At 42.5% G+C, this 20,041-nt stretch carries 29 protein-coding genes and 1 pseudogene; 20 read left to right on the top strand and 10 right to left on the bottom strand.

Annotation, left to right across the window (positions count from 1 at the left end; genetic code table 11):
- Positions 1-9 precede the first annotated feature (9 nt).
- Both MTF66_RS21260 and MTF66_RS21255 read right to left on the bottom strand, forming a co-directional pair.
- On the bottom strand, positions 10-372 hold the full coding sequence (locus tag MTF66_RS21260; protein WP_248528530.1) for a DUF5329 domain-containing protein: 363 nt from the start codon (positions 370-372) through the stop codon (positions 10-12).
- 8 nt (positions 373-380) lie between these two features.
- Positions 381-1,235 (bottom strand): endonuclease/exonuclease/phosphatase family protein, encoded by an 855-nt coding sequence (locus tag MTF66_RS21255; RefSeq protein ID WP_248528527.1) that lies wholly within the window; start codon positions 1,233-1,235, stop codon positions 381-383.
- Between the two features lie 175 nt (positions 1,236-1,410).
- Here MTF66_RS21255 and MTF66_RS21250 point away from each other — a divergent pair, with 175 nt between their 5' ends.
- The gene (locus tag MTF66_RS21250) at positions 1,411-1,725 is read left to right on the top strand and encodes a Bor family protein (RefSeq protein ID WP_054554401.1); all 315 of its coding nucleotides are present in this window, start codon (positions 1,411-1,413) and stop codon (positions 1,723-1,725) included.
- The gene (locus MTF66_RS21245; RefSeq protein ID WP_054562825.1) at positions 1,722-2,045 is read left to right on the top strand and encodes a Bor/Iss family lipoprotein; all 324 of its coding nucleotides are present in this window, start codon (positions 1,722-1,724) and stop codon (positions 2,043-2,045) included. The genes MTF66_RS21250 and MTF66_RS21245 overlap by 4 nt, the downstream gene beginning before the upstream one ends.
- On the opposite strand, the gene MTF66_RS21240 is transcribed toward MTF66_RS21245, so the two are convergent.
- The 4 genes from MTF66_RS21240 to MTF66_RS21225 are packed head-to-tail and all read right to left on the bottom strand — an operon-like array spanning position 2,046 to position 5,909.
- Positions 2,046-3,284: an ABC transporter permease gene (locus MTF66_RS21240; protein ID WP_058586180.1), complete on the bottom strand. Its 1,239-nt coding sequence runs from the start codon at positions 3,282-3,284 to the stop codon at positions 2,046-2,048.
- Positions 3,277-3,984, bottom strand: coding sequence for an ABC transporter ATP-binding protein (locus MTF66_RS21235; RefSeq protein ID WP_054562823.1), 708 nt, complete (start codon positions 3,982-3,984; stop codon positions 3,277-3,279). The genes MTF66_RS21240 and MTF66_RS21235 overlap by 8 nt, the downstream gene beginning before the upstream one ends.
- Positions 3,984-5,150, bottom strand: a complete 1,167-nt coding sequence (locus MTF66_RS21230) for an efflux RND transporter periplasmic adaptor subunit (protein WP_058586181.1) — start codon at positions 5,148-5,150, stop codon at positions 3,984-3,986. The genes MTF66_RS21235 and MTF66_RS21230 overlap by 1 nt, the downstream gene beginning before the upstream one ends.
- A gap of 48 nt (positions 5,151-5,198) precedes the next feature.
- Positions 5,199-5,909, bottom strand: coding sequence for a YIP1 family protein (locus MTF66_RS21225; RefSeq protein WP_058586182.1), 711 nt, complete (start codon positions 5,907-5,909; stop codon positions 5,199-5,201).
- Between the two features lie 170 nt (positions 5,910-6,079).
- Here MTF66_RS21225 and MTF66_RS21220 point away from each other — a divergent pair, with 170 nt between their 5' ends.
- On the top strand, positions 6,080-6,973 hold the full coding sequence (locus MTF66_RS21220; protein WP_374237577.1) for an aldo/keto reductase: 894 nt from the start codon (positions 6,080-6,082) through the stop codon (positions 6,971-6,973).
- A gap of 64 nt (positions 6,974-7,037) precedes the next feature.
- On the opposite strand, the gene MTF66_RS21215 is transcribed toward MTF66_RS21220, so the two are convergent.
- The 4 genes from MTF66_RS21215 to MTF66_RS21200 all read right to left on the bottom strand — a co-directional run bounded on the left by MTF66_RS21215 (position 7,038) and on the right by MTF66_RS21200 (position 9,950).
- A complete protein-coding gene (locus MTF66_RS21215) occupies positions 7,038-7,715 on the bottom strand; it encodes a TorF family putative porin (RefSeq protein ID WP_248528521.1) in 678 nt (225 codons plus the stop codon).
- Between the two features lie 288 nt (positions 7,716-8,003).
- Positions 8,004-9,170, bottom strand: coding sequence for a hypothetical protein (locus MTF66_RS21210; RefSeq protein WP_248528518.1), 1,167 nt, complete (start codon positions 9,168-9,170; stop codon positions 8,004-8,006).
- A 151-nt stretch (positions 9,171-9,321) separates the two neighbouring features.
- Positions 9,322-9,522: a helix-turn-helix transcriptional regulator gene (locus tag MTF66_RS21205; RefSeq protein ID WP_058586184.1), complete on the bottom strand. Its 201-nt coding sequence runs from the start codon at positions 9,520-9,522 to the stop codon at positions 9,322-9,324.
- 8 nt (positions 9,523-9,530) lie between these two features.
- Complete coding sequence (locus tag MTF66_RS21200) at positions 9,531-9,950, bottom strand: hypothetical protein (RefSeq protein ID WP_058586185.1); 420 nt, start codon at positions 9,948-9,950, stop codon at positions 9,531-9,533.
- Positions 9,951-10,180: 230 nt separating this feature from the next.
- On the opposite strand from MTF66_RS21200, the gene MTF66_RS21195 reads away from it, so the two are divergent.
- The 17 genes and pseudogenes from MTF66_RS21195 to MTF66_RS21115 all read left to right on the top strand — a co-directional run.
- Positions 10,181-12,124: an AsmA family protein gene (locus tag MTF66_RS21195; protein WP_248528515.1), complete on the top strand. Its 1,944-nt coding sequence runs from the start codon at positions 10,181-10,183 to the stop codon at positions 12,122-12,124.
- Between the two features lie 275 nt (positions 12,125-12,399).
- The gene (gene rplN / locus MTF66_RS21190) at positions 12,400-12,768 is read left to right on the top strand and encodes a 50S ribosomal protein L14 (RefSeq protein ID WP_010378257.1); all 369 of its coding nucleotides are present in this window, start codon (positions 12,400-12,402) and stop codon (positions 12,766-12,768) included.
- Between the two features lie 10 nt (positions 12,769-12,778).
- Positions 12,779-13,093, top strand: a complete 315-nt coding sequence (gene rplX, locus MTF66_RS21185) for a 50S ribosomal protein L24 (RefSeq protein WP_054554391.1) — start codon at positions 12,779-12,781, stop codon at positions 13,091-13,093.
- Positions 13,094-13,109: 16 nt separating this feature from the next.
- Positions 13,110-13,649, top strand: a complete 540-nt coding sequence (gene rplE, locus MTF66_RS21180) for a 50S ribosomal protein L5 (protein ID WP_248528865.1) — start codon at positions 13,110-13,112, stop codon at positions 13,647-13,649.
- Between the two features lie 10 nt (positions 13,650-13,659).
- Positions 13,660-13,965 carry a 30S ribosomal protein S14 gene (gene rpsN / locus MTF66_RS21175; RefSeq protein WP_058586188.1) on the top strand — a complete coding sequence of 102 codons (306 nt, stop codon included), beginning with the start codon at positions 13,660-13,662 and terminating at the stop codon, positions 13,963-13,965.
- A 21-nt stretch (positions 13,966-13,986) separates the two neighbouring features.
- Positions 13,987-14,379 carry a 30S ribosomal protein S8 gene (gene rpsH / locus MTF66_RS21170; RefSeq protein WP_058586189.1) on the top strand — a complete coding sequence of 131 codons (393 nt, stop codon included), beginning with the start codon at positions 13,987-13,989 and terminating at the stop codon, positions 14,377-14,379.
- Between the two features lie 13 nt (positions 14,380-14,392).
- Positions 14,393-14,926, top strand: a complete 534-nt coding sequence (rplF, locus tag MTF66_RS21165; protein ID WP_054554387.1) for a 50S ribosomal protein L6 — start codon at positions 14,393-14,395, stop codon at positions 14,924-14,926.
- Positions 14,927-14,935: 9 nt separating this feature from the next.
- Positions 14,936-15,286: a 50S ribosomal protein L18 gene (rplR, locus tag MTF66_RS21160; protein ID WP_036974021.1), complete on the top strand. Its 351-nt coding sequence runs from the start codon at positions 14,936-14,938 to the stop codon at positions 15,284-15,286.
- Positions 15,287-15,295: 9 nt separating this feature from the next.
- Positions 15,296-15,802 (top strand): 30S ribosomal protein S5, encoded by a 507-nt coding sequence (gene rpsE / locus MTF66_RS21155; protein ID WP_036974018.1) that lies wholly within the window; start codon positions 15,296-15,298, stop codon positions 15,800-15,802.
- A gap of 3 nt (positions 15,803-15,805) precedes the next feature.
- On the top strand, positions 15,806-15,988 hold the full coding sequence (rpmD, locus tag MTF66_RS21150; RefSeq protein ID WP_016710201.1) for a 50S ribosomal protein L30: 183 nt from the start codon (positions 15,806-15,808) through the stop codon (positions 15,986-15,988).
- Positions 15,989-15,992: 4 nt separating this feature from the next.
- Complete coding sequence (gene rplO, locus MTF66_RS21145; RefSeq protein ID WP_054554386.1) at positions 15,993-16,427, top strand: 50S ribosomal protein L15; 435 nt, start codon at positions 15,993-15,995, stop codon at positions 16,425-16,427.
- A 10-nt stretch (positions 16,428-16,437) separates the two neighbouring features.
- Positions 16,438-17,766, top strand: coding sequence for a preprotein translocase subunit SecY (gene secY, locus MTF66_RS21140; protein ID WP_036974013.1), 1,329 nt, complete (start codon positions 16,438-16,440; stop codon positions 17,764-17,766).
- A gap of 22 nt (positions 17,767-17,788) precedes the next feature.
- Positions 17,789-17,902 carry a 50S ribosomal protein L36 gene (gene rpmJ / locus MTF66_RS21135; protein ID WP_002959476.1) on the top strand — a complete coding sequence of 38 codons (114 nt, stop codon included), beginning with the start codon at positions 17,789-17,791 and terminating at the stop codon, positions 17,900-17,902.
- 128 nt (positions 17,903-18,030) lie between these two features.
- Positions 18,031-18,387 (top strand): 30S ribosomal protein S13, encoded by a 357-nt coding sequence (gene rpsM, locus MTF66_RS21130; RefSeq protein WP_054562818.1) that lies wholly within the window; start codon positions 18,031-18,033, stop codon positions 18,385-18,387.
- A gap of 13 nt (positions 18,388-18,400) precedes the next feature.
- Complete coding sequence (gene rpsK / locus MTF66_RS21125) at positions 18,401-18,787, top strand: 30S ribosomal protein S11 (protein ID WP_036974009.1); 387 nt, start codon at positions 18,401-18,403, stop codon at positions 18,785-18,787.
- 21 nt (positions 18,788-18,808) lie between these two features.
- Complete coding sequence (gene rpsD / locus MTF66_RS21120; protein ID WP_036974007.1) at positions 18,809-19,429, top strand: 30S ribosomal protein S4; 621 nt, start codon at positions 18,809-18,811, stop codon at positions 19,427-19,429.
- Between the two features lie 24 nt (positions 19,430-19,453).
- A pseudogene (locus MTF66_RS21115) lies at positions 19,454-20,041 on the top strand (DNA-directed RNA polymerase subunit alpha); the annotation flags it as partial.

Genomic DNA, 20,041 nt, shown 5'->3' with positions numbered 1-20,041 from the left:
TTGATGATTTTAATTATGAATATGTTGGTTTCGGCGGTACTCTTTTAATTCATTGCTCAACCAATCTTTTGCATTGAGTAACGACCCATTGCTGAGTCTTACTTTATAGGGCTTACCGCTCCATGAGCTTTTACTCGCTAGGTTTTCGATAAACTTTTCAGCGGTTTTTGCATAGCGGGTCGCTTTTCGATACTTCATAGCAAGGTGTTCGGCAGCATCTTGACTTGAGTGCTCTGTACCGTTGCGAATAAATATGGCATCGCTTTTAGCTACAAAATCAATGAGGTGATTTATCTCTTGTTCTGGGGTGGCTGCATCACTGAATTGGCTAATGCTCAATAATATTAACGCGATAAACCAATATCTTCTCATACATAATCTCATAGCGTTTGATGCTCTATCGTCAAGGTTGCAATTATTGGGTTATGATCTGAGCTTGCAAGCTCAGGCACAACGGTTGTCTCTATTTTGACACCGCGCACCCATACTTGGTCAAGTGCTAATCCAAATGCTTTGGTGCGCTTATCATCTAAATAAATAGCTTCGTGCAAACCTAGCTGGGTCAATGTTTGCTGTAATAAGGCTTGGCGCTCATCACTCCAGGTATTGAGATCACCGGCAAATACGATTGGGCCCTTATGCGTTCGCATAATAGCAGCGGCATCGTCGAGCTGTTGCTTAAAGTCACTTACGCCAATCGTAAAATTAATGGCGTGTAGGTTAATACTCAGTAATAACTGTTGATCTGGCAGCGCATACTCCACAATATTGGTGGCTTTTGGACTACGTAGCCAAGGCTCTTTATGGGTGAGTGTACAATGCACAGTAGCTGGCCAGCGGCTGAGTGTCATAACCCCTGATTGCACGCTGCCACTCTTATACCCTTTAGCAAAGCGCCAGTAAGGTTTTAGCTTCGTAAGTGCAGGTTCTTCGATAGCTTCTTGTAGTAACACAATATCAGCATCGGCATTTAGCTTTTGCAAATCTGTGAGTAAGCCATCTATTTGTGCTTTGTAGATATTCCAACTCAATAACTTGAACTGATAGGGCAAAATATAATGTTCAGCATAAGTTTGCATGCGGCTTTGCGCTAATTGCTGTTGGCAATTTGCAAGGTTCACAGCGGTTTTGGTTATACCTTGTTGCTCATCAGAGCTAGGATCGCTTGAAAAGCTATACCAAGACAGCACACTCAAACACACAAGTAATAAAAATATACGCAAATATGCCGTCATAATGACCTTTAGTTACTTTTCTCAAGAGTTAGTCGTCGATAGCCCCAGTTTAGTTCAAAGGCTAAATGTTAGAAACTGTAGTATTTCCTACAATTTCTATACGCTTTCTTACCCAAAATGAGTACTCATATTCTTATACTTACTGAGCTTAACAACTCAGACAAAGGAACTACTCATGAAACAAATGGCCTGTATGCTGCTTGCCTTATCGGTGACAGCGTGTTCATCAGTCACCATAGTGCCAGAAAAAACAACCAATAAATTAGCCACTAAAGCTGATTACCAAGATAGCCGCCCATTCTTTTTGTGGGGCCTTGTTGGTGAAGAGCGCGTTGATGTAAAGGCTATTTGCCAAGATAAAAAAGTTGCCCAAATGCAATCGCAACAAACATTCGCTGATGGCGCATTAGGACTCGTTACACTCGGAATTTATGCTCCTCACACAGTAAAAGTATGGTGTGAGCAACAAGCACAGGAGCAACAACTATGAAAAGCCTACTAGTAACAACTGTGTTAGTAGCAACCTTAAGTGGTTGCACAAATATCTACTTTGATAATGGCAGTGCTGCGCAAGCCAATAAAGCGCCTGCAACAGAGCAATGGCATCATAACTTTGCCGCAGCGCTTTACGAAGGTTCAAAGCCTGTCGACTTATCTGAGGAGTGTCCTGATTCCGAATGGCAAACTGTTCACACTTATAAGTCGTTCACCAATGGCTTAGCTGAAGTTGCAGTAAACCAAGTTGGGCCTATTTGGTACCCGAAAACAGTTGAAATAAGCTGCGCTCAAGTACCTTATAAGCCAGACTAGTTACTCATAACGCAGCGCATCAATTGGGTTTAAGCGTGCCGCTTTAATAGCGGGCGCTAAGCCAAACACAATACCAATCAATGAAGTAAAGCCAAATGACAGCATAATCGCCCAACCCGGTATGTAGGCATCTGGCATGCTCGGCACTGATAACGAAATCAGTGCCGCAGCACCATAACCAATCGCTAAACCAATTAAACCACCAAATAGTGATAGCACCACCGCTTCAACTAAAAATTGCAGCATAATAAAGCCAGGTGTTGCCCCTAATGCTTTCAAGGTGCCGATCACACGCGTACGTTCTGTTACCGAAACCAGCATGATATTCATCACTCCGATACCACCAACTACCAGGCTGATACCCACTATCCCCGCGGTAATTGCGGTAGCACTTCCGGTAAATTTATCGATATTAGCACGGGCTTTTTCGGCGGTTTCAAATTCAAAGTCGTCATCTTCACCGTCTTTCAGTTTATGTAATTGACGTAAGATACGGCGAATTTTAGCCAGTACTTGCGCTTCGTTAGCATCGTCTTTCAAACGAAACATCATTTGTACATTGGTATCAACACTGCCGCCTTCTAGCGCACTCATGGTACTTATTGGAATATTAATGTAATCGTCTTGGTCAAAACCTAATAAACTACCTTGTTTTTCAGCAACACCAATGATGCGAAACCACTCACCACCGAGTTTAATATATTCGCCTACAGGGTTTTCAGGCAGGTTAAGCTTTTCGATAATTGAAGGGCCAATAAACGCCACTCGACGGCGTTTTTCATCATCTTCTGCGCGAATAAACCGCCCGAGTTCTGGGTAGGTGCGATAAGCTTTTTGGTAGTCTTGCTCGGTGCCCATTACCCGTGAAGCATGACTTTTATTGCCATACTCTGCTGCACCAGAAAAGCGCCAAGTAAACATTAGCGCAGTAAAGGTTTCGGCTTCTTTCACCCGGGCTTTTAGAGTTAAAAAGTCGCTGTAGGTTAACTTTGCTTGTTGACCTACCATTTCTTTTTCTACGCTAGTGTAAGGTTTTATATTGGTGACATCGGGAGACATATCAGCAAGCTGATCATTAATTTGCTTGGTAAACCCTTGCATCACTGCCACCACTGTCACAACCGCTGCAACACCAATAATAATGCCTAAGCAGGTAAGGGCACTGCGCATCGCATTGGCTTTAATTGCCATCAGTGCGGCTTTTGTACCTTCCATTACAGCGATAGCAGATTTAAACATGTTGTCTTGTTCCTTCGCCTTTACGGGTATCACTAACAACCTTGCCATCAACTAAACGAATAACCCGTTGGCAGTGATCAGCAATATCTTGTTCGTGAGTAACCAAAATAATGGTGTGCCCTTCGTTATGAAGCTCATCAAACAGCGCCATGATTTCAGTGGTGGTTTTACTATCTAAGTTACCGGTAGGCTCATCACCAAGTAGAATGTGGGGCTTAGTAACCAGTGCGCGAGCTATAGCGACACGTTGACGTTGACCACCAGAAAGCTGGCTCGAAAGGTGATTTACCTTATCGCCAAGACCAACCCGTTGTAATGATTCGAGCGCTTGTTGCTTTCGCTCTTTGGCAGAAATAAATCGATACACTAAGGGCTGCATAACATTTTCAAGGGCGGATGCTCGTGGTAATAAATTGAAACTTTGAAAAATAAAGCCAACACTTTCATTTCGCTGATGAGCAAGCTCCGTTTCGGTCATGCGCTTTACTAGCTTATCTTTTAAATAATAGTCACCACTGGTGGGAGTATCTAAGCAGCCAAGCAAGTTCATCAGGGTTGATTTACCTGAGCCGGAAGGGCCAATAATGGCAACATACTCATTTTGCGCAATTTCAATATTAATATCATCAAGGGCTTTGAAAACTTGTTCGCCCATTTTGTATTGTTTATTGATATTACTGAGTTTGATCACCGCAGACATTAGTTAGCACCTTTTTCAGGGCTGTTTTTAACGGCTACCGTATCACCCTCTTTTAGTGAGCTAAGTGGTCTAGCTGGGCCGATAACAATACGATCTCCTTTTGCAACACCGCTGGTTAGTGCTTGCTCTATATCTGAAGAAATACCTACCGTAACAGCTGTTTTAGTTACTGTGTTATCTGCGTTAAGCTTCCAGACAAAGTAGCTATCATCCTCTTTTTGAATAGCTTCAATAGGCAGTTTTAAGCCGTTTTCGGCAATGCTTGTGGCGATTTCTGCGCGGCAGCTCATTCCGGCATAAAGCTGGCGGTCAGTGGCATCAAGCAGTACTTTGACTTTAAATGATAAGCCCTGAGAACCGGCTTGATTTTTTGCTGATGTGCCAATGTTTATTACTTTGCCAGTGAAAGGTTGATTTGGGTAAGCGGCGGCATAGATATCTGCATGTTGGTCTAATTTGATACCGGCAATATCAGTCTCATCCACTCGAAGCTCGGCTAATATTGCGCTGGGGTCTGCTACTAGCATCAGGTCTGAGCCAATAATGTTAGTTGTTCCCGCAATAACAGTTTCACCTTCTTTAATATTGACCGAAGCAAGTAGGCCACTCATTGGAGCGCGAAACACGCTTTTATTTAAACGGTCTTCAGCAATCAATAACGATGCTTGGGCTTGGTTGTAAGCTTCACGTTTTGCTTCAATATCTATTTTTGCTAAATCGCGGGCATTTTGTAGGTTTTCATATACCTCTTGGCCAGCAAGGCCAACTTCATAAAGCTCTTTTTGGCGGCTTAGTTGACGCTCGATATTTTTTAATCGGGTTTCGCTATGTTTAATATCTATTTCGGTCGCACGAAGCACGGCTTTATTGCGGGCAACTTCAGATTCAAACGCGGTCGTATCTAGGCGCATTAAAATATCGCCCTCAGTGACACTTTCACCTTCCTCGACAAACACTTTCGCTACACGGCCTGTCACTTCTGAGCGCAGTTGCACTTGGGTGTTAAAGACTAGGTTGCCTGAGGCTAAAATTGAATCGGCAATATTGCCTTGTTCAACTTCTGCAATATGCATTTCTGGTGCATCTTTATTGCCTGTGACTTGTTTTGAAATCAGTAAAGCGACAAATGCCGTAACAGCGAGGCCAATAATAATGGCTTTTTTCATGTTACTTCCTTGGTAGTTAAGAGCGGCATATTGCCGCTCAAAGCAGAATTAAACGAGAGCGATTACAGTCCAAATACCGTAAATAACAATACTTGGTAGAGCTGCAAACAGTAGCGCTTTATTGAAAGTGAAATTAGTCCAGCTCTTTAAACCGATAGCTGCGATGAAAATACCCCAAATAGAAAAGATATTGAGACTTTCAAGTAAGGTGTAGAATGGGTGGCCAATTTCTAAACCAATTAAAAGTTGGTTAATCGAAGCATAGTTAAATAACGTCTGTGAGATTTGGTCGGTACTCGCAGTTAATACTAAGATGAGTAAACCAAGACTTGAGATAATCATTGGCATCATGGTCCACACACCAAAGCCATACCACGCACCATAACCGTAGTTAGCTTCTGGATCTTGCTTAGATACAAATAGGTAGTAGCCTGCCATTAGAGCATTAATAACAGCCAAACCAATGATGCCACCAAATATAGCAAACCATACTTGCATATCTATGGTTTGCTCCATGCTTTGGCGAATCATTTTTTGTTCTGCAATGGTGGCATCAACACTGGCCGCTGCCACTTGTTGATCGATTAAAAACTGCGGGTCAGCTTTATTGTAAAAAGCAAACATGCTGGCAGCGAGGATGCCGGCAAGTAAAATAAAGGCAACAAAAGACCAACCTTTTGCTTCCTTTAAACCATTAAAGGCTTTGCTCGGGCTGATAAAAATATCAACCAATGCGGTCATGACATTTGATGATTTCATTTTTTATTCCTTGTTTTATAACATTTGTTTTTAGGTACTAAAATATCCTGTTTAGTAACAAATTAGCAATTTGTTTTGTAACTGTATGTTAACAGCTGTGATTAGTAAATCTGTGATATGGTTAAAAGATTAATTTGAGTCGAATTTATTAGGAATAGTAGGTCGTTATGGTGAATAGCAATGGTCGTTGTATTGATGAGTTGGTATTAGGGTTCTGGCGCTTGCTAGATTGGCAGATAACGCCACAGCAATGCTTAAGTTTTTTAGAAAATGCAATCGATATTGGAGTTTCACATACCGATCATGCTGACATCTACGGTGAATACGGTTGTGAAGCCGAATTTGGTAAAGCACTTAAACTAAAACCAAGTATTCGTGATGAAATCAAAATAATCACTAAATGTGGTATTAAGCCTGCGTTTGCAAGCCTAGGATTACAAGGCAAAGCAAACCATTATGATTCAAGTGCCGCGCATATTATTGCCTCAGCACAGCAGTCACTTAAAAACTTTAACACTGATCGTTTAGATGTATTACTTATCCATCGCCCTGATTACTTAATGAATGCCGATGAAATGGCACAAGCATTTAATACCCTAAAAGCGAATGGTGATGTGATTGATTTTGGTGTATCAAATTTTACGCCATCGCAACTTAGTTTGTTGCAGTCGCGTTTAGACTTTGAGCTTGTGACCAATCAAATTGAGTTTTCACCTTACGAAATGAAAGCCCTTGATGATGGCAGCTTAGACCAATGCCAATTGCTCGATATCAAACCTATGCTTTGGTCACCATTAGCTGGGGGTCGTTTATTCTCAAGTGATGATGAAAAAGCGGTGCGTTTACGTGCGGTGTTAGAGCAGGTTGGTGCTGAAATTGGTGCCACAGCTATTGATCAGGTTGTTTATGCTTGGCTGTTAATGCACCCAAGTGCACCGTCTGTGGTACTTGGTACGGGCAATATTGAGCGTGTTAAATCAGCTGTTGAAGCTAAGCAGCTTTCTATGAACCGTGAACAATGGTATCGCATTTGGCAAGGCTCAACCGGTCATAGTGTGCCTTAACGAATAGCCCAAAACGAGAAAAGGGCCTTATCGGCCCTTCGTGTTGCAGCAAGTAACACATTCTTTATAAAGTGAAGTCAACCGCGTAAGCGACGTACACTTTTACATCTGAACCATCAATGTCGTTGTCTGAAAGACCGAAAGTAAAGCCGTCTTTCGACACTGAAACACCGTAGTCGATGATGTCATCATCACCAATGAAATCCCCTGAGTAATGACCTAAATGAAGGGCCATTTCTGCACCGGTACTGCCTACAGGGAAACCGTAGTCAGCATTTAAATATAGAGAGTCACCAAAATCTGTACCGTCACCGCTTGCTGCTGATGTTGCTAGGACTGCTGCACCAAAGGTGAAGCTACCCATACTAATGCTACCGTAGATTTCAGAGAAGTCTGAATCTGTATAAGACGCTGCATCTGGGTATGCATAATAAATGTAGCCAACATCGTAGCTAAAGGTTTCATTGATTTCACCGCCAAAACCAGCATAAAGGTCTAGCTCGTAAGTCATGTCGTCAGCCCAGCTAGCATTCGATACCCAAGTACCCGCATAAAAGCCAGATTCACTTGCGTAGTCGATACCACCTTGGATTGCAGCATCACCGCCGGTTTGTTCTTGACCACGCCACAAGTAGTTAGAAGTGGCTGCTGCATTAGCTGTTACTTCTGCATAACTATATGTTGAGCTCAAAGTTAATAGCGCAATGGCGCTTGCTGCGACCGTTTTTTTTAGTTTTAGCATGTTTCTGTATCCTGTTGTTATGTTGATTTTGTCCCATTTTCAGATTGCAGTCTGGTTATTATTTGAGGACATTTTCTATGTGTTGTCTGGATACGATATTGCACTGGTTGTGCCAAGTTAATTTCGAACGGGATATTTTATGCTTAAAGGCTTTAAAAACAGGCTTTTAAACTTGTTTAATTGTGAAAAGGATGGTTATTTGAATTGTTCATGCGCACATGTGTGGTGCAAAAAATAACCCGGTTGCACAATTGCGAAGCAACCGGGTTTTGCTTATTTGAGAGTAACTTAGCCGAAAATTGCACGCATTAGAGTAATGGTTTCTTCAACACTGCGGCCTTTTTCAACTTCACTGATGATTGAATCGCGCTTAGCTTTGATATGTTCAGGGATATCATCACTTGCTAATGCTCGGTCCACCAGTATCTCTGCTGATTCTTTGCCACGGCGTACGGTCTTTTTACCTGCTGAGCTTGTGGTACCCTTAGGTTTGTTTAACAACTTAATATAGTTAGAGTTATCAGCGGTACTTTTATCTGCATAATAAAAGAAGCTAGGCAATAGGGCTTTGATTTCAACTAGAGATTGTTCAAGCTCATTTGCTGCACTGGCCATTTTGAACCAAGGCATGCTATGTATTGCTTCTACAACATCTTGCCAGTAGCGCTCAAAATCACGGTTATTAAGCTTAGTAATGCCTAATGCCGCACAAAGGGCATCAAGTTTACTATTTACGATTGGTGTAAACACGTCAGGTCGGCGCATCGCAAGCAAGCGAGTAGCAGGAGCAAGCGTTGGCTTTTCATCGCTGCCATTAAATGCCATGAAGTAAGCAACCATAAAATGCTGATAATGTTCTTGCGTTACTTCACCCTCAAGTGGAATGTGTGCAAGCGCCTCATCGAATGCACCTGGTAAATCACTCAACATTTGGTGGAAACCTTTTGCGTTCTTAGTAGAAGCAAACCATTCAACGTCGAAGTTATAGCTGCTTGGATCAAGCGAGGCACTGTGTTTACCTGAAAACGCTAAACGGTCTTCTGGGATCATCTCTTTTAGTGATTGCGATTTAATAGCAGCAATGTAATTAGCTAAGCGTAGTTGCTCATCAAGGGCTACAAGCTCTTTATGCTGCTCGATAAAGCCTGCGATAACAGGCCATGGCGCGACCCTTAATGTTTTGAGCTGCAAAAAGCTGATTGCAGAAATTAATAAGTCATGAAGTTTTTTAAGAGTGGGTAATTGCTTATCTTCTAATAGATCGTAGTTAATGCGATCGCGGCTTGCACTTAATAGCTCATAGCACCAACCTAAAAAGTCTTCAGGGTGGTTTTCTACTTTAACTGCCATAAGGTTTAAGCTGATATCAGAGGCTTGCTTGAGGATATTTTGATAAATTTGACTTTCTTGCTCGCCAAGCGCCATTTTTGACGGTGAAATAAGCAGTTTCTTCATGCTTAATCGATACTCCAGTTTTGACCAAATTGGGTTGTTTAATTTTAGTACACAGGGTGCAAAAACAACAGGGTCGTGCATCATACCGAAGTAATGAAATGATGCAATCTTACTGATAATTTATAAGTAAGATTGCGACTGATGTGGTTTATTAATCATTGTCATCGAGTGTAAATAATTGCTCAACACTGAGTTCAAAGTGAGCAGCAATTTTTAACGCGATAATCACCGAGGGTATAAAGCGGCCTGTTTCAACTGTGCTAATGGTTTTACGTGATACTGCAATGGCATCAGCAAGTTCTTGCTGCGATAACCCCTTTTCTTTGCGGAATTTAGCGATACTATTTTGCACTTTTATACCTAGTCTCTACTTTGCCAAAGAATTGATACGCCATATATCAAACACATCAAGGCAAGGTAAAATGTGGCCATCATGCTATGAGATACATTTAAAGCAAGTTCATCAGACAATAAAAAAATAGCCCCCATGCTAAAAAGCAATCCAAGCACAACATGTTTATAAGCGATGGTATCAATCGTATTTAAAAATTCATCCTTATACGTAAGGCGATAACCAAGTTTCCATGTAAACCCCCCTCTAATTACAAACATAAAGAAAGATCCTAAAAATGCGGTACCGCCAATAAACAGTAACGGTGCTGATGTTTGCTTGAGCATTGGGTAAACACTAATAATTAATAACGTGACTCCCATGAATATTGAAAACCATGCGTTATGACTCATAAACTTTTCTTCCGTTTTGATATCTTGCATAGACATAATCGTTTCCTTTTATTTTAAACTCAAATGTAACCTATAGGTATCAATGTAACCCTAGGGTATCATACGGTCAAGATCTTTTTGTAACCTATAGGTATCAAAATGTTTCAGCGCTGATTCATATTCTTGTACCTAAGCTTGTTTACAAACCTTTTTATGTGTTGGGCAATGCAATTGCGCCTAACTCCCGCTATGATAAGAACATTGTTTGCCCATTTTTAAGGATGATTATGAAAACCTTACTGAAAATCGTTGGTGTCATCTTCGTATTACTGATTGCATTGGTAGTCGCTGCACCATTCCTAATACCTACAGACGCGATATTTAATAAAGTATCGGAGCAAGTAGAACAAACCACAGGTCGTAGTCTGACTATTAATGGCGATAAAAAGCTGTCGGTATTTCCATCATTAAAACTTGAATTGAATGATGTGCACTTTGCCAATATGCAAACAGGCTCGCAAAAAGATATGGCAAGCATGCAGCAACTTGCTATACGTATCCCGTGGATGTCGTTATTTGGCGGTGAGTTTAAGCTTGATAAATTCGTTATTAACGAACCAACGATTTTGTTAGAAACCGATAAAAATGGTAAAGCAAACTGGCAACTATTTGATGCGGTTGCTGAGCAACCACAGACAGAGCAGCAAAAGAGTTCTGGCGCTGTTAACTTACCAGATAACTTTGATATCGAACTTGGTGAAGTGGCAATCTACGGTGGTACTTTCACTTATCTAGATGGTAAAACCGGAGCAAAGCAACAGATAAGCGATTTAGAGTTAGCCATCTTACTACCTTCTCTTCGCAAGACCTTAGAATTAAAAGGCGGTATTACCTATATGGGTGAGCGCTTTGATTTAGATGTCACGCTAGATACACCTGTTAAAGCGATTGAAGGCGAAACCTTTAATGTAAGCACTGAGGTTGATTCACGCTTAGTCGATTTGAATTTTAAAGGTGCAATTGCAGAAATGGGTAATGACGTGCAAGGGCTTCTTTCTGTCAGTGGTGACTCTGTTAAAAACATTGCGAGCTGGCAAGGTGTTGAGCTTAATGCAAAAGAAAATGCGTTTAATGCCTTTAATGTAAAGGGTTCAATGCACCTAAAAGGACAACAGTTTAAGCTTACTGAGCTACTTGCCACCCTAGATGAGCTGCAAATTAAAGGTAAAAGCGATATTAAGCTTGGTGATCGTTTAGCTGTGAATGCCGATATTGATTTAGGCATGCTTGATCTAAACCCTTACCTACCAGAGGGCGTAGCTAAAGAAGAGCAAGCAGAGCCTGCAGCAGATACGCCAGCACAGCCAATTGTTTGGGATGATACTGCAATTGATATGAGCGGCTTAAATGCACTTGATGCAAATGTAGTCGTGCGTTCAAGTGGCTTACAAGCAAATGATATTACCCTTGGTGAAAACCAGTTAACGGTGAACCTAAAAAATGCAGTGGCTAAAATCAGTCTAGACAAGTTTGTTGCTTATGAGGGCAATGGTAAAGGTGTGATAACCGTTAACGCCAAGCAAACACCTTATAAAATTAGTACTAACTTTTCTTTAGATAAAATCGATGCACAGCCTTTACTGACTGATGCGGCTGGTTTCGATAAGTTAATGGGTAAAGGCTCTCTAAATTGGGATCTAACGACCACAGGTCAAAGTCAAAAGAGCTTTATCAATGCTCTAAATGGTAAGTTAGGCTTTGAGTTTGCTGATGGTGCGGTAAAAGGGGCCAACATTGCAGAGATGGTTCGTAAAGCAAAAGAGCTTATCAAAGGTAACTTAAGTGCAGTATCTGAAGGTTTAGATACTGGCTTTGATAACTCACAGCAAACAGACTTCTCGGCATTGCAAGGCAGTTTTGTATTCACTAACGGTGTTGGTGAAAATACAGACCTGTCACTACTTAGCCCGCTTATTCGCATTACAGGCTCTGGTAAAGTTGATTTACCTATGACGAATGTAGACTACCGCTTAGTAACGGGGATTGTTGATTCAATCGAAGGGCAAGGCACGACCGATGATAGTACAGGCTTTAAAATTCCACTGCGTATCAAAGGCCCATTCCATGATGTTGGTTATAGCTTAGATGTCAGTGATGCGGCGAAAGAAGAAGTCAAAGAAAAAGCCAAAGATAAAATTAAAGACAAATTAAAAGGTTTATTTGGTAATTAATAAAAATTTAATTAAACTCAAAAACAGGGCGCATTTGCGCCCTGTTTGTTTTATAATCAATAACAAACCAGCAAGCTGCTGTAATTCCTCAATGCAGGCATTGCGATTAATTCCAAATTAATTAAAAAATAACCTACCACTTCCTTGCCATTGCTGCTACAATTGCCCGCCCTTAAGAGACAACTTGCTTGTTTTTTGAGTGGAATTTAACCGAAATGTCTTGATTTTAAACAAAATTAAGGCGTGTTGTAATTTCTACACCGGAGGTCATTAACATGATCCAAATGCAAACTCAGCTGGACGTTGCTGATAACAGCGGCGCTCGCAAAGTGCAGTGTATTAAAGTCCTTGGCGGTTCGCACCGTCGCTATGCAGCGGTTGGCGATATCATCAAAGTTTCTGTAAAAGAAGCTATTCCTCGCGGTAAAGTGAAGAAAGGTGATGTTAAAAACGCGGTAGTTGTGCGTACTAAAAAAGGCGTTCGTCGTCCGGACGGTTCTTTGATCCGTTTCGATAGCAATGCGGCTGTTATCTTAAACGATAACTTACAGCCAATTGGTACTCGTATCTTCGGCCCTGTGACTCGTGAACTTCGTACTGAAAAGTTCATGAAAATCGTTTCACTAGCACCAGAAGTACTATAAGGAGTCTATCATGGCAGCAAAAATCCGTCGTGATGACGAAGTAATCGTACTAGCAGGCAAAGACAAAGGTAAGCGCGGTAAAGTGCTTTCAGTTGTTGCTGAATCTGGTCGAGTATTTGTCGAAGGCATCAACTTAATCAAGAAGCACCAAAAGCCTGTTCCTCAGTTGAACCAAGCTGGCGGTATTGTTGAGAAAGAAGCGTCTATCGACGTATCAAACGTTGCGATCTACAACTCGGAAACGGGTAAAGCAGATCGTGTAGGTTTCAAGATTGAAGATGGTAAGAAATTACGTATCTTTAAATCTACTGGTAAAACTATCTAATAGTTGGAGTAGAATGATGGCGAAACTGCATGAAGTATATAAAGACAAAGTAGTTGCTGAGCTTCAAGAGAAGTTTGGTTTCAGCTCTGTCATGCAAGTCCCTCAGATCGAAAAGATCACATTAAACATGGGTGTGGGCGAAGCTCTAGCTGACAAGAAGATCCTAGATAACGCTGTTGCGGATCTAGAAGCAATCTCTGGTCAGAAACCTCTAATCACTAAAGCACGCAAATCAGTTGCTGGCTTCAAAGTGCGTGAAGGTTACCCAATTGGTTGTAAAGTAACCCTACGTGGCGAGCGTATGTGGGACTTTTTTGAGCGTTTGGTTTCAATCGCTATCCCACGTATCCGTGACTTCCGTGGTGTGAGTGCTAAGTCTTTTGATGGACGTGGTAACTACAGCATGGGCGTACGTGAGCAAATCATCTTCCCAGAAATCGATTATGATAAAGTAGACCGTGTTCGCGGTTTAGATATCACAATCACTACTTCTGCGAAATCAGATGATGAAGGCCGTGCGTTGTTAGAAGCGTTTAACTTCCCATTCAAGAAATAAGGGTAGGGTTATGGCAAAGAATTCTATGAAAGCGCGCGAAGCAAAGCGTGCGAAATTAGTTGCTCAGTATGCTGAAAAGCGTGCGGCACTAAAAGCTATCATCAGTGATGTTAATACATCTGACGATGATCGTTGGGACGCGGTATTAAAGCTACAAGCTTTACCACGTGATTCTAGCTCTTCACGTCAACGTAATCGTTGTAACGTTACGGGCCGCCCACATGGTTACCTTCGCAAATTCGGCATGAGCCGTATTAAAGTTCGCGAAGCAGCTATGCGCGGTGAAATTCCTGGCCTTAAAAAGGCTAGCTGGTAATAGTATCACGGGAGTAAGACTATGAGCTTGCAAGATCCTATTGCGGATTTGTTTACACGTATCCGTAACGGTCAGTCAGCGAAGAAAGTATCAGTATCGATGCCAACTTCAAAACTGAAAGTAGCAGTAGCTAAAGTATTAAAAGATGAAGGTTATATCGCAGATTACGCTGTAAGCGGTGAAGCGAAGCCTCAGCTTTCTATCGATTTAAAATATTTCGAAGGCAAAGCTGTTATTGAAAATATCCAGCGTGTTAGCCGCCCTGGTTTACGTATCTATAAGAAACGTGACGAATTACCAAAGGTAATGGGTGGTCTTGGTATCGCTATCGTATCAACTTCTAAAGGCCTAATGACAGACCGCGCAGCACGTAGTGCCGGCGTTGGTGGTGAGATCATTGGCTTTGTAGCTTAATCGGAGGGGAACTATGTCTCGCATAGCAAAGGCACCAATCAATGTTCCTGCCGGTGTAGAAGTTACATTAAAAGGCCAGGACATCACAGTTAAAGGCAAAAACGGTGAATTAACTCGTACTATCAACGACGCTGTTGAAGTACAAGTTAACGATAACGTTATTACAACTTTACCTCGTGAAGGCGTAGCTAATGCATGGGCACAAGCAGGTACTGCTCGCGCTCTAATCAACAACATGGTTGTTGGTACGCATGAAGGTTACGAGAAGAAACTTCAGTTAGTAGGTGTTGGTTACCGTGCAGCAGCTAAGGGCAAAGTATTAGACTTAACTCTTGGTTTCTCACACCCAGTGAATTTCGAAGTACCAGAAGGTATTACGATTGAAACACCAAGCCAAACAGAAGTTCTAGTTAAGGGCGTAGACAAGCAGTTAGTTGGTCAAACAGCTGCTAACATCCGTGCATACCGTAAACCTGAGCCTTATAAAGGTAAAGGTGTTCGTTACGCGGACGAGAATGTACGCCGTAAAGAGGCTAAGAAGAAGTAAGGTAAGACGATGGATAAAAAAACAGCTCGTCTACGTCGTGCTAAACGCACTCGTAGAAATTATATTGAACAAGGCACAACGCGTCTTGTTATCCACCGCACGCCACGTCACATTTACGCTCAAGTAGTTACTGCTGAGGGTACTGTACTGGCTGCTGCTTCTACTGTTGAAAAAGCAATTAGCGAAACAGTTAAAGGCACAGGTAACGTTGCAGCTGCTCAAGCAGTTGGTAAAGCGGTTGCTGAACGTGCAGCTGACAAAGGCATCGAAAAGATTGCTTTTGATCGCAGTGGCTTTAAATATCACGGCCGTGTGAAGGCGCTTGCTGATGCAGCGCGTGAAGCCGGTCTGCAATTCTAGGAGTAGACAATGGCTAACGTAGAAGCAAAGCAACAACAGCCTGATTTGGCTGAAAAGCTAATCGCGGTAAACCGTGTGTCTAAAGTGGTTAAAGGTGGTCGTATCTTTAGCTTCACTGCACTAACAGTAGTTGGTGACGGCGCAGGTAAAGTAGGTTTTGGTTATGGTAAAGCACGTGAAGTTCCAGCTGCTATTCAAAAAGCAATGGAAAAAGCACGTCGCAACATGATCAGTGTAGACCTTAACGGTAACACGCTACAGCACCCAATCAAGGGTCGCCACGCGGGTTCTAAAGTATACATGCAGCCTGCTTCTGAAGGTACAGGTATCATCGCCGGTGGTGCGATGCGTGCAGTACTAGAAGTAACTGGTGTACAGAACGTATTGTCAAAAGCATACGGTTCAACTAACCCGATCAACATCGTTCGTGCAACGATTGCTGCTCTAGAGAACATGAACTCTCCAGAGTCAATCGCTGCTAAACGTGGTCTTAGCGTTGACGAAATCACGGGGTAAACCATGGCTAATAAAACTGTAAAAGTAACACAAGTAAAGAGCTCTATCGGTCGTTTACCGAAGCATAAAGCTACATTACGCGGTCTTGGTCTACGTCGTATCAATCACACTGTTGAGTTAGAAGACACAGCATGTGTGCGTGGTATGATTAACCAAGTTTCTTACATGGTAAAGGTTGAGGGTTAATTCGATGCATTTGAATACACTTTCACCTGCTGCTGGTGCAAAAACTGAAAAGAAACGTCTAGGTCGTGGTATTGGTTCTGGTCTTGGTAAGACTGGTGGCCGTGGTCATAAAGGCCAAAAATCACGTTCTGGCGGTAAAGTTCGCGTTGGTTTCGAAGGCGGTCAAATGCCTATGCAACGTCGTCTACCTAAATTTGGTTTCACTTCACGTAAATCATTAGTATCTACTGAAGTTAACCTTTTTGAAATCGCTAAAGTTGAAGGCGATGTAGTAGACGTAAACGCGTTACAAGCAGCTGGTCTAGTTAAAAAGAACATCCAGTTCGTTAAAGTAGTTAAATCTGGCGAAGTTTCACGCGCAGTTACCGTTAAAGGTCTTAAAGTGACTAAAGGTGCTCGCGAAGCTATCGAAGCTGCCGGAGGCAAGGTAGAAGACTAAGGAAGTACTAATGGCTAAACCAGGTCAAGATATGAAAAGTGCACAAAGTGGGCTTTCGGAATTGAAGCGTCGATTACTATTTGTATTAGGTGCTATCATTATTTACCGTCTAGGTTCATTCGTGCCGATCCCTGGGATTGACGCCGCTGTACTTGCCGATTTCTTCGAGCAACAAAAGGGCACCATTGTTGAAATGTTTAACATGTTCAGCGGTGGTGCGCTTGAGCGAGCTTCAGTGTTAGCACTGGGTATTATGCCGTATATCTCGGCTTCGATTATTACGCAACTATTAACGCATATGTATCCGCCGTTTATAGAGCTTAAGAAAGAAGGTGAGCAAGGGCGTAAAAAAATTAGCCAGTACACACGCTACGGCACGCTTGTGCTTGCTACAATCCAATCAATCGGTATTGCTACCAGCTTACCGGGCATGATGGACGGGTTAGTTGTTAACCCTGGTATCGGTTTCTATTTCACTGCTGTAGTGAGTTTAGTAACTGGTACTATGTTCCTAATGTGGTTGGGCGAACAAATTACAGAACGTGGTATCGGTAACGGTATCTCAGTTCTGATTTTTGTTGGTATCGTAGCTAACCTGCCGTCTGCTATTGGTTCGACAGCCGAAATGGCGCGCCAAGGTGATCTGAATGTACTTGTACTGTTATTGATTGCTGTAATCGTATTCGCTGTTACTTACCTAGTTGTATTCTTTGAACGTGGTCAACGTCGTATCGTCGTTAACTATGCAAAGCGTCAACAAGGTCGTCAGGTATTTGCTGCTCAAAGCACGCACTTACCACTGAAAGTAAACATGGCGGGTGTTATTCCACCAATCTTTGCTAGCAGTATAATTCTGTTCCCTGGTACAATTGCAAGCTGGTTCGGCCAGGGTGAAGGTCCGGTCGCTGATGTGCTACAAGCAATCGCTACAACGTTGACTCCAGGTCAACCTTTATATGCGATGGTTTTAGCTGCGGCTATTATCTTCTTCTGCTTTTTCTACACCGCGTTGGTATTTAACCCGCGTGAAACAGCAGATAACCTGAAAAAATCTGGCGCATTTATCCCAGGTATTCGTCCAGGTGAGCAGACATCTAAATACATTGATAAAGTGATGACACGCCTGACATTGGCAGGTGCTTTGTATATAACCTTTATCTGTCTGGTGCCCGAATTCATGACTATGGCATGGCAAACGCCATTCTATTTCGGCGGTACATCAATTTTGATTATCGTTGTTGTAATCATGGACTTTATGGCACAAGTACAGACGCATCTGATGTCACATCAGTATGATTCTGTGCTGAAAAAAGCAAACCTTAAAGGCTACGGTCGATAAGGTCATTTTACGGAGTTGAGCAATGAAAGTACGTGCTTCCGTTAAGAAAATATGCCGTAACTGTAAAGTTATTAAACGTGCTGGTGTAGTACGCGTAATTTGCAGTGAGCCTAAGCACAAGCAAAGGCAAGGCTAATTAAACAGTCGTGCAGGCTGAGTAATTTACTCGGCCTGTGTTTTTAGTTGTGATTTGGTCTTCGTTTGAGTATCCTTACGGGCTTTTCAAACAGATGATTACCAAATTCAAATATAGGAGATGTGTTAGTGGCCCGTATCGCTGGCATTAACGTCCCTGATCATAAACACGCAGTTATCGGTTTAACTGCTATTTATGGCATAGGTAAGACTCGCTCTAAGGAAATCTTAGCAGCGACTGGTATCGCCGAGACCACAAAAATCGGTGAACTTTCAGACGAAACACTTGACGTATTGCGTGAAGCAGTTGGCAAGTACACTGTAGAAGGTGACCTTCGTCGTGAAGTTACATTAAATATCAAGCGCCTTATGGACCTTGGTTGTTTCCGTGGCCTACGTCACCGTCGTTCGTTACCACTACGTGGTCAACGTACTAAGACTAACGCGCGTACTCGTAAGGGTCCTCGCAAGCCTATCAAGAAATAAGGTGGGGTAGATTATGGCTAAAGCACCAATTCGTCGTAAGAAGGTTAAAAAGCAAGTTGCTGATGGTATGGCTCACGTTCATGCTTCTTTCAACAACACTATTGTAACAATTACCGACCGTCAAGGTAATGCACTATCTTGGGCAACAGCAGGTGGTTCAGGTTTCCGTGGTTCACGTAAATCTACTCCATTCGCGGCTCAGGTTGCTGCAGAGCGTGCAGGTACTGCTGCTCAAGAATACGGTTTAAAAAATCTAGAAGTTTTCATCAAAGGTCCAGGTCCAGGTCGTGAATCTGCTGTACGTGCTTTGAATGCTGCTGGTTACCGTATCACCAACATCACTGACGTGACGCCAATCCCTCATAATGGTTGTCGTCCACCGAAGAAACGTCGCGTTTAACAATAGGTTAGGAGAAATAACATGGCAAGATATTTGGGCCCTAAGCTCAAGCTGAGTCGTCGTGAAGGTACTGACCTGTTCCTTAAGAGCGGCGTAAGAGCTATCGACTCTAAGTGTAAACTTGAGACTGCACCTGGTCAGCACGGCGCTCGTAAAGGTCGCTTATCTGATTACGGTTTACAGCTACGTGAAAAGCAAAAAGTACGTCGTATCTACGGTGTATTAGAAAAGCAATTCCGTAACTACTACAAAGAAGCTGCTCGCCTTAAAGGTAATACAGGTGAAAACTTGTTACAGCTTTTAGAGCAACGTTTAGACAATGTTGTATATCGCATGGGTTTTGCTAGCACACGCGCTGAAGCACGTCAGTTAGTAAGCCACAAAGCGATTTTAGTTAATGGTCGTGTAGTGAACATCCCTTCATACGTAATTACTCCAGAAGATACTGTTGTAATTCGTGAGAAGTCAAAAACACAAGCACGTATCATCGCTGCTCTAGAGTTGGCTGAGCAACGTGAAAAGCCGACTTGGGTTGAAGTTGACGGTAAGAAAATGGAAGGTAGCTTCAAGCGCCTACCTGAGCGTTCAGATCTGTCTGCGGACATTAACGAACAACTAATCGTCGAACTTTACTCTAAGTAAAGTTAAGAGTTAAGAGAGGATAAAATGCAGGGTTCTGTTACCGAATTCCTAAAACCAAGGTTAGTCGATATCGACGCTATCAACCCAACGCGTTCTAAAGTAGTTTTAGAACCATTAGAGCGTGGCTTCGGTCACACTTTGGGTAATGCCTTACGCCGTATACTGTTATCATCTATGCCTGGATGTGCAGTAACTGAAGTAGAAATCGACGGTGTATTGCATGAGTACAGCGCGAAAGAGGGCGTACAAGAAGACATCATTGAAATTCTGTTAAACCTTAAAGGTCTAGCAGTAACTTTAGAAGGCAAAGATGAAGTTTTTCTGACCCTGACTAAATCTGGTGTAGGCCCTGTGACTGCGGCTGATATTCAGCACGATGGTGATGTAACTATCGCCAACCCAGATCACGTTATCTGTCACCTTACGACAGATAACAGCGAGATCAGCATGCGTATTCGTGTTGAGCGCGGTCGCGGTTATGTGCCGGCATCTAGTCGTTTATCCTCTGATGACGATGAGCGTCCAATTGGTCGTCTGCTGCTTGATGCATCATTCAGCCCAGTTGAACGTATTGCGTACTCGGTTGAATCAGCCCGTGTTGAGCAACGTACA

Source organism: Pseudoalteromonas sp. 2CM39R, from assembly GCF_023161845.1.
Note: the sequence above shows the minus strand (reverse complement) of the source record. Positions and strands in the feature narration are given on the sequence as shown.

Excerpts from the sequence above, each read along its gene's own strand:
- MTF66_RS21235 (WP_054562823.1), bottom strand. The coding sequence starts at position 3,984 with ATGTCTGCGGTGATCAAACTCAGTAATATCAATAAACAATACAAAATG.
- rplO (WP_054554386.1), top strand. The coding sequence starts at position 15,993 with ATGCATTTGAATACACTTTCACCTGCTGCTGGTGCAAAAACTGAAAAG.
- MTF66_RS21195 (WP_248528515.1), top strand. The coding sequence starts at position 10,181 with ATGAAAACCTTACTGAAAATCGTTGGTGTCATCTTCGTATTACTGATT.
- rplE (WP_248528865.1), top strand. The coding sequence starts at position 13,110 with ATGGCGAAACTGCATGAAGTATATAAAGACAAAGTAGTTGCTGAGCTT.
- MTF66_RS21225 (WP_058586182.1), bottom strand. The coding sequence starts at position 5,909 with ATGAAATCATCAAATGTCATGACCGCATTGGTTGATATTTTTATCAGC.
- MTF66_RS21240 (WP_058586180.1), bottom strand. The coding sequence starts at position 3,284 with ATGTTTAAATCTGCTATCGCTGTAATGGAAGGTACAAAAGCCGCACTG.
- rpsE (WP_036974018.1), top strand. The coding sequence starts at position 15,296 with ATGGCTAACGTAGAAGCAAAGCAACAACAGCCTGATTTGGCTGAAAAG.
- rplR (WP_036974021.1), top strand. The coding sequence starts at position 14,936 with ATGGATAAAAAAACAGCTCGTCTACGTCGTGCTAAACGCACTCGTAGA.
- rpmD (WP_016710201.1), top strand. The coding sequence starts at position 15,806 with ATGGCTAATAAAACTGTAAAAGTAACACAAGTAAAGAGCTCTATCGGT.
- MTF66_RS21210 (WP_248528518.1), bottom strand. The coding sequence starts at position 9,170 with ATGAAGAAACTGCTTATTTCACCGTCAAAAATGGCGCTTGGCGAGCAA.
- rplF (WP_054554387.1), top strand. The coding sequence starts at position 14,393 with ATGTCTCGCATAGCAAAGGCACCAATCAATGTTCCTGCCGGTGTAGAA.
- rplX (WP_054554391.1), top strand. The coding sequence starts at position 12,779 with ATGGCAGCAAAAATCCGTCGTGATGACGAAGTAATCGTACTAGCAGGC.
- MTF66_RS21200 (WP_058586185.1), bottom strand. The coding sequence starts at position 9,950 with ATGTCTATGCAAGATATCAAAACGGAAGAAAAGTTTATGAGTCATAAC.
- MTF66_RS21215 (WP_248528521.1), bottom strand. The coding sequence starts at position 7,715 with ATGCTAAAACTAAAAAAAACGGTCGCAGCAAGCGCCATTGCGCTATTA.
- rpsK (WP_036974009.1), top strand. The coding sequence starts at position 18,401 with ATGGCTAAAGCACCAATTCGTCGTAAGAAGGTTAAAAAGCAAGTTGCT.
- rplN (WP_010378257.1), top strand. The coding sequence starts at position 12,400 with ATGATCCAAATGCAAACTCAGCTGGACGTTGCTGATAACAGCGGCGCT.
- rpsN (WP_058586188.1), top strand. The coding sequence starts at position 13,660 with ATGGCAAAGAATTCTATGAAAGCGCGCGAAGCAAAGCGTGCGAAATTA.
- rpsD (WP_036974007.1), top strand. The coding sequence starts at position 18,809 with ATGGCAAGATATTTGGGCCCTAAGCTCAAGCTGAGTCGTCGTGAAGGT.
- MTF66_RS21245 (WP_054562825.1), top strand. The coding sequence starts at position 1,722 with ATGAAAAGCCTACTAGTAACAACTGTGTTAGTAGCAACCTTAAGTGGT.
- rpsH (WP_058586189.1), top strand. The coding sequence starts at position 13,987 with ATGAGCTTGCAAGATCCTATTGCGGATTTGTTTACACGTATCCGTAAC.
- MTF66_RS21250 (WP_054554401.1), top strand. The coding sequence starts at position 1,411 with ATGAAACAAATGGCCTGTATGCTGCTTGCCTTATCGGTGACAGCGTGT.
- MTF66_RS21260 (WP_248528530.1), bottom strand. The coding sequence starts at position 372 with ATGAGAAGATATTGGTTTATCGCGTTAATATTATTGAGCATTAGCCAA.
- secY (WP_036974013.1), top strand. The coding sequence starts at position 16,438 with ATGGCTAAACCAGGTCAAGATATGAAAAGTGCACAAAGTGGGCTTTCG.
- MTF66_RS21255 (WP_248528527.1), bottom strand. The coding sequence starts at position 1,235 with ATGACGGCATATTTGCGTATATTTTTATTACTTGTGTGTTTGAGTGTG.
- MTF66_RS21230 (WP_058586181.1), bottom strand. The coding sequence starts at position 5,150 with ATGAAAAAAGCCATTATTATTGGCCTCGCTGTTACGGCATTTGTCGCT.
- rpmJ (WP_002959476.1), top strand. The coding sequence starts at position 17,789 with ATGAAAGTACGTGCTTCCGTTAAGAAAATATGCCGTAACTGTAAAGTT.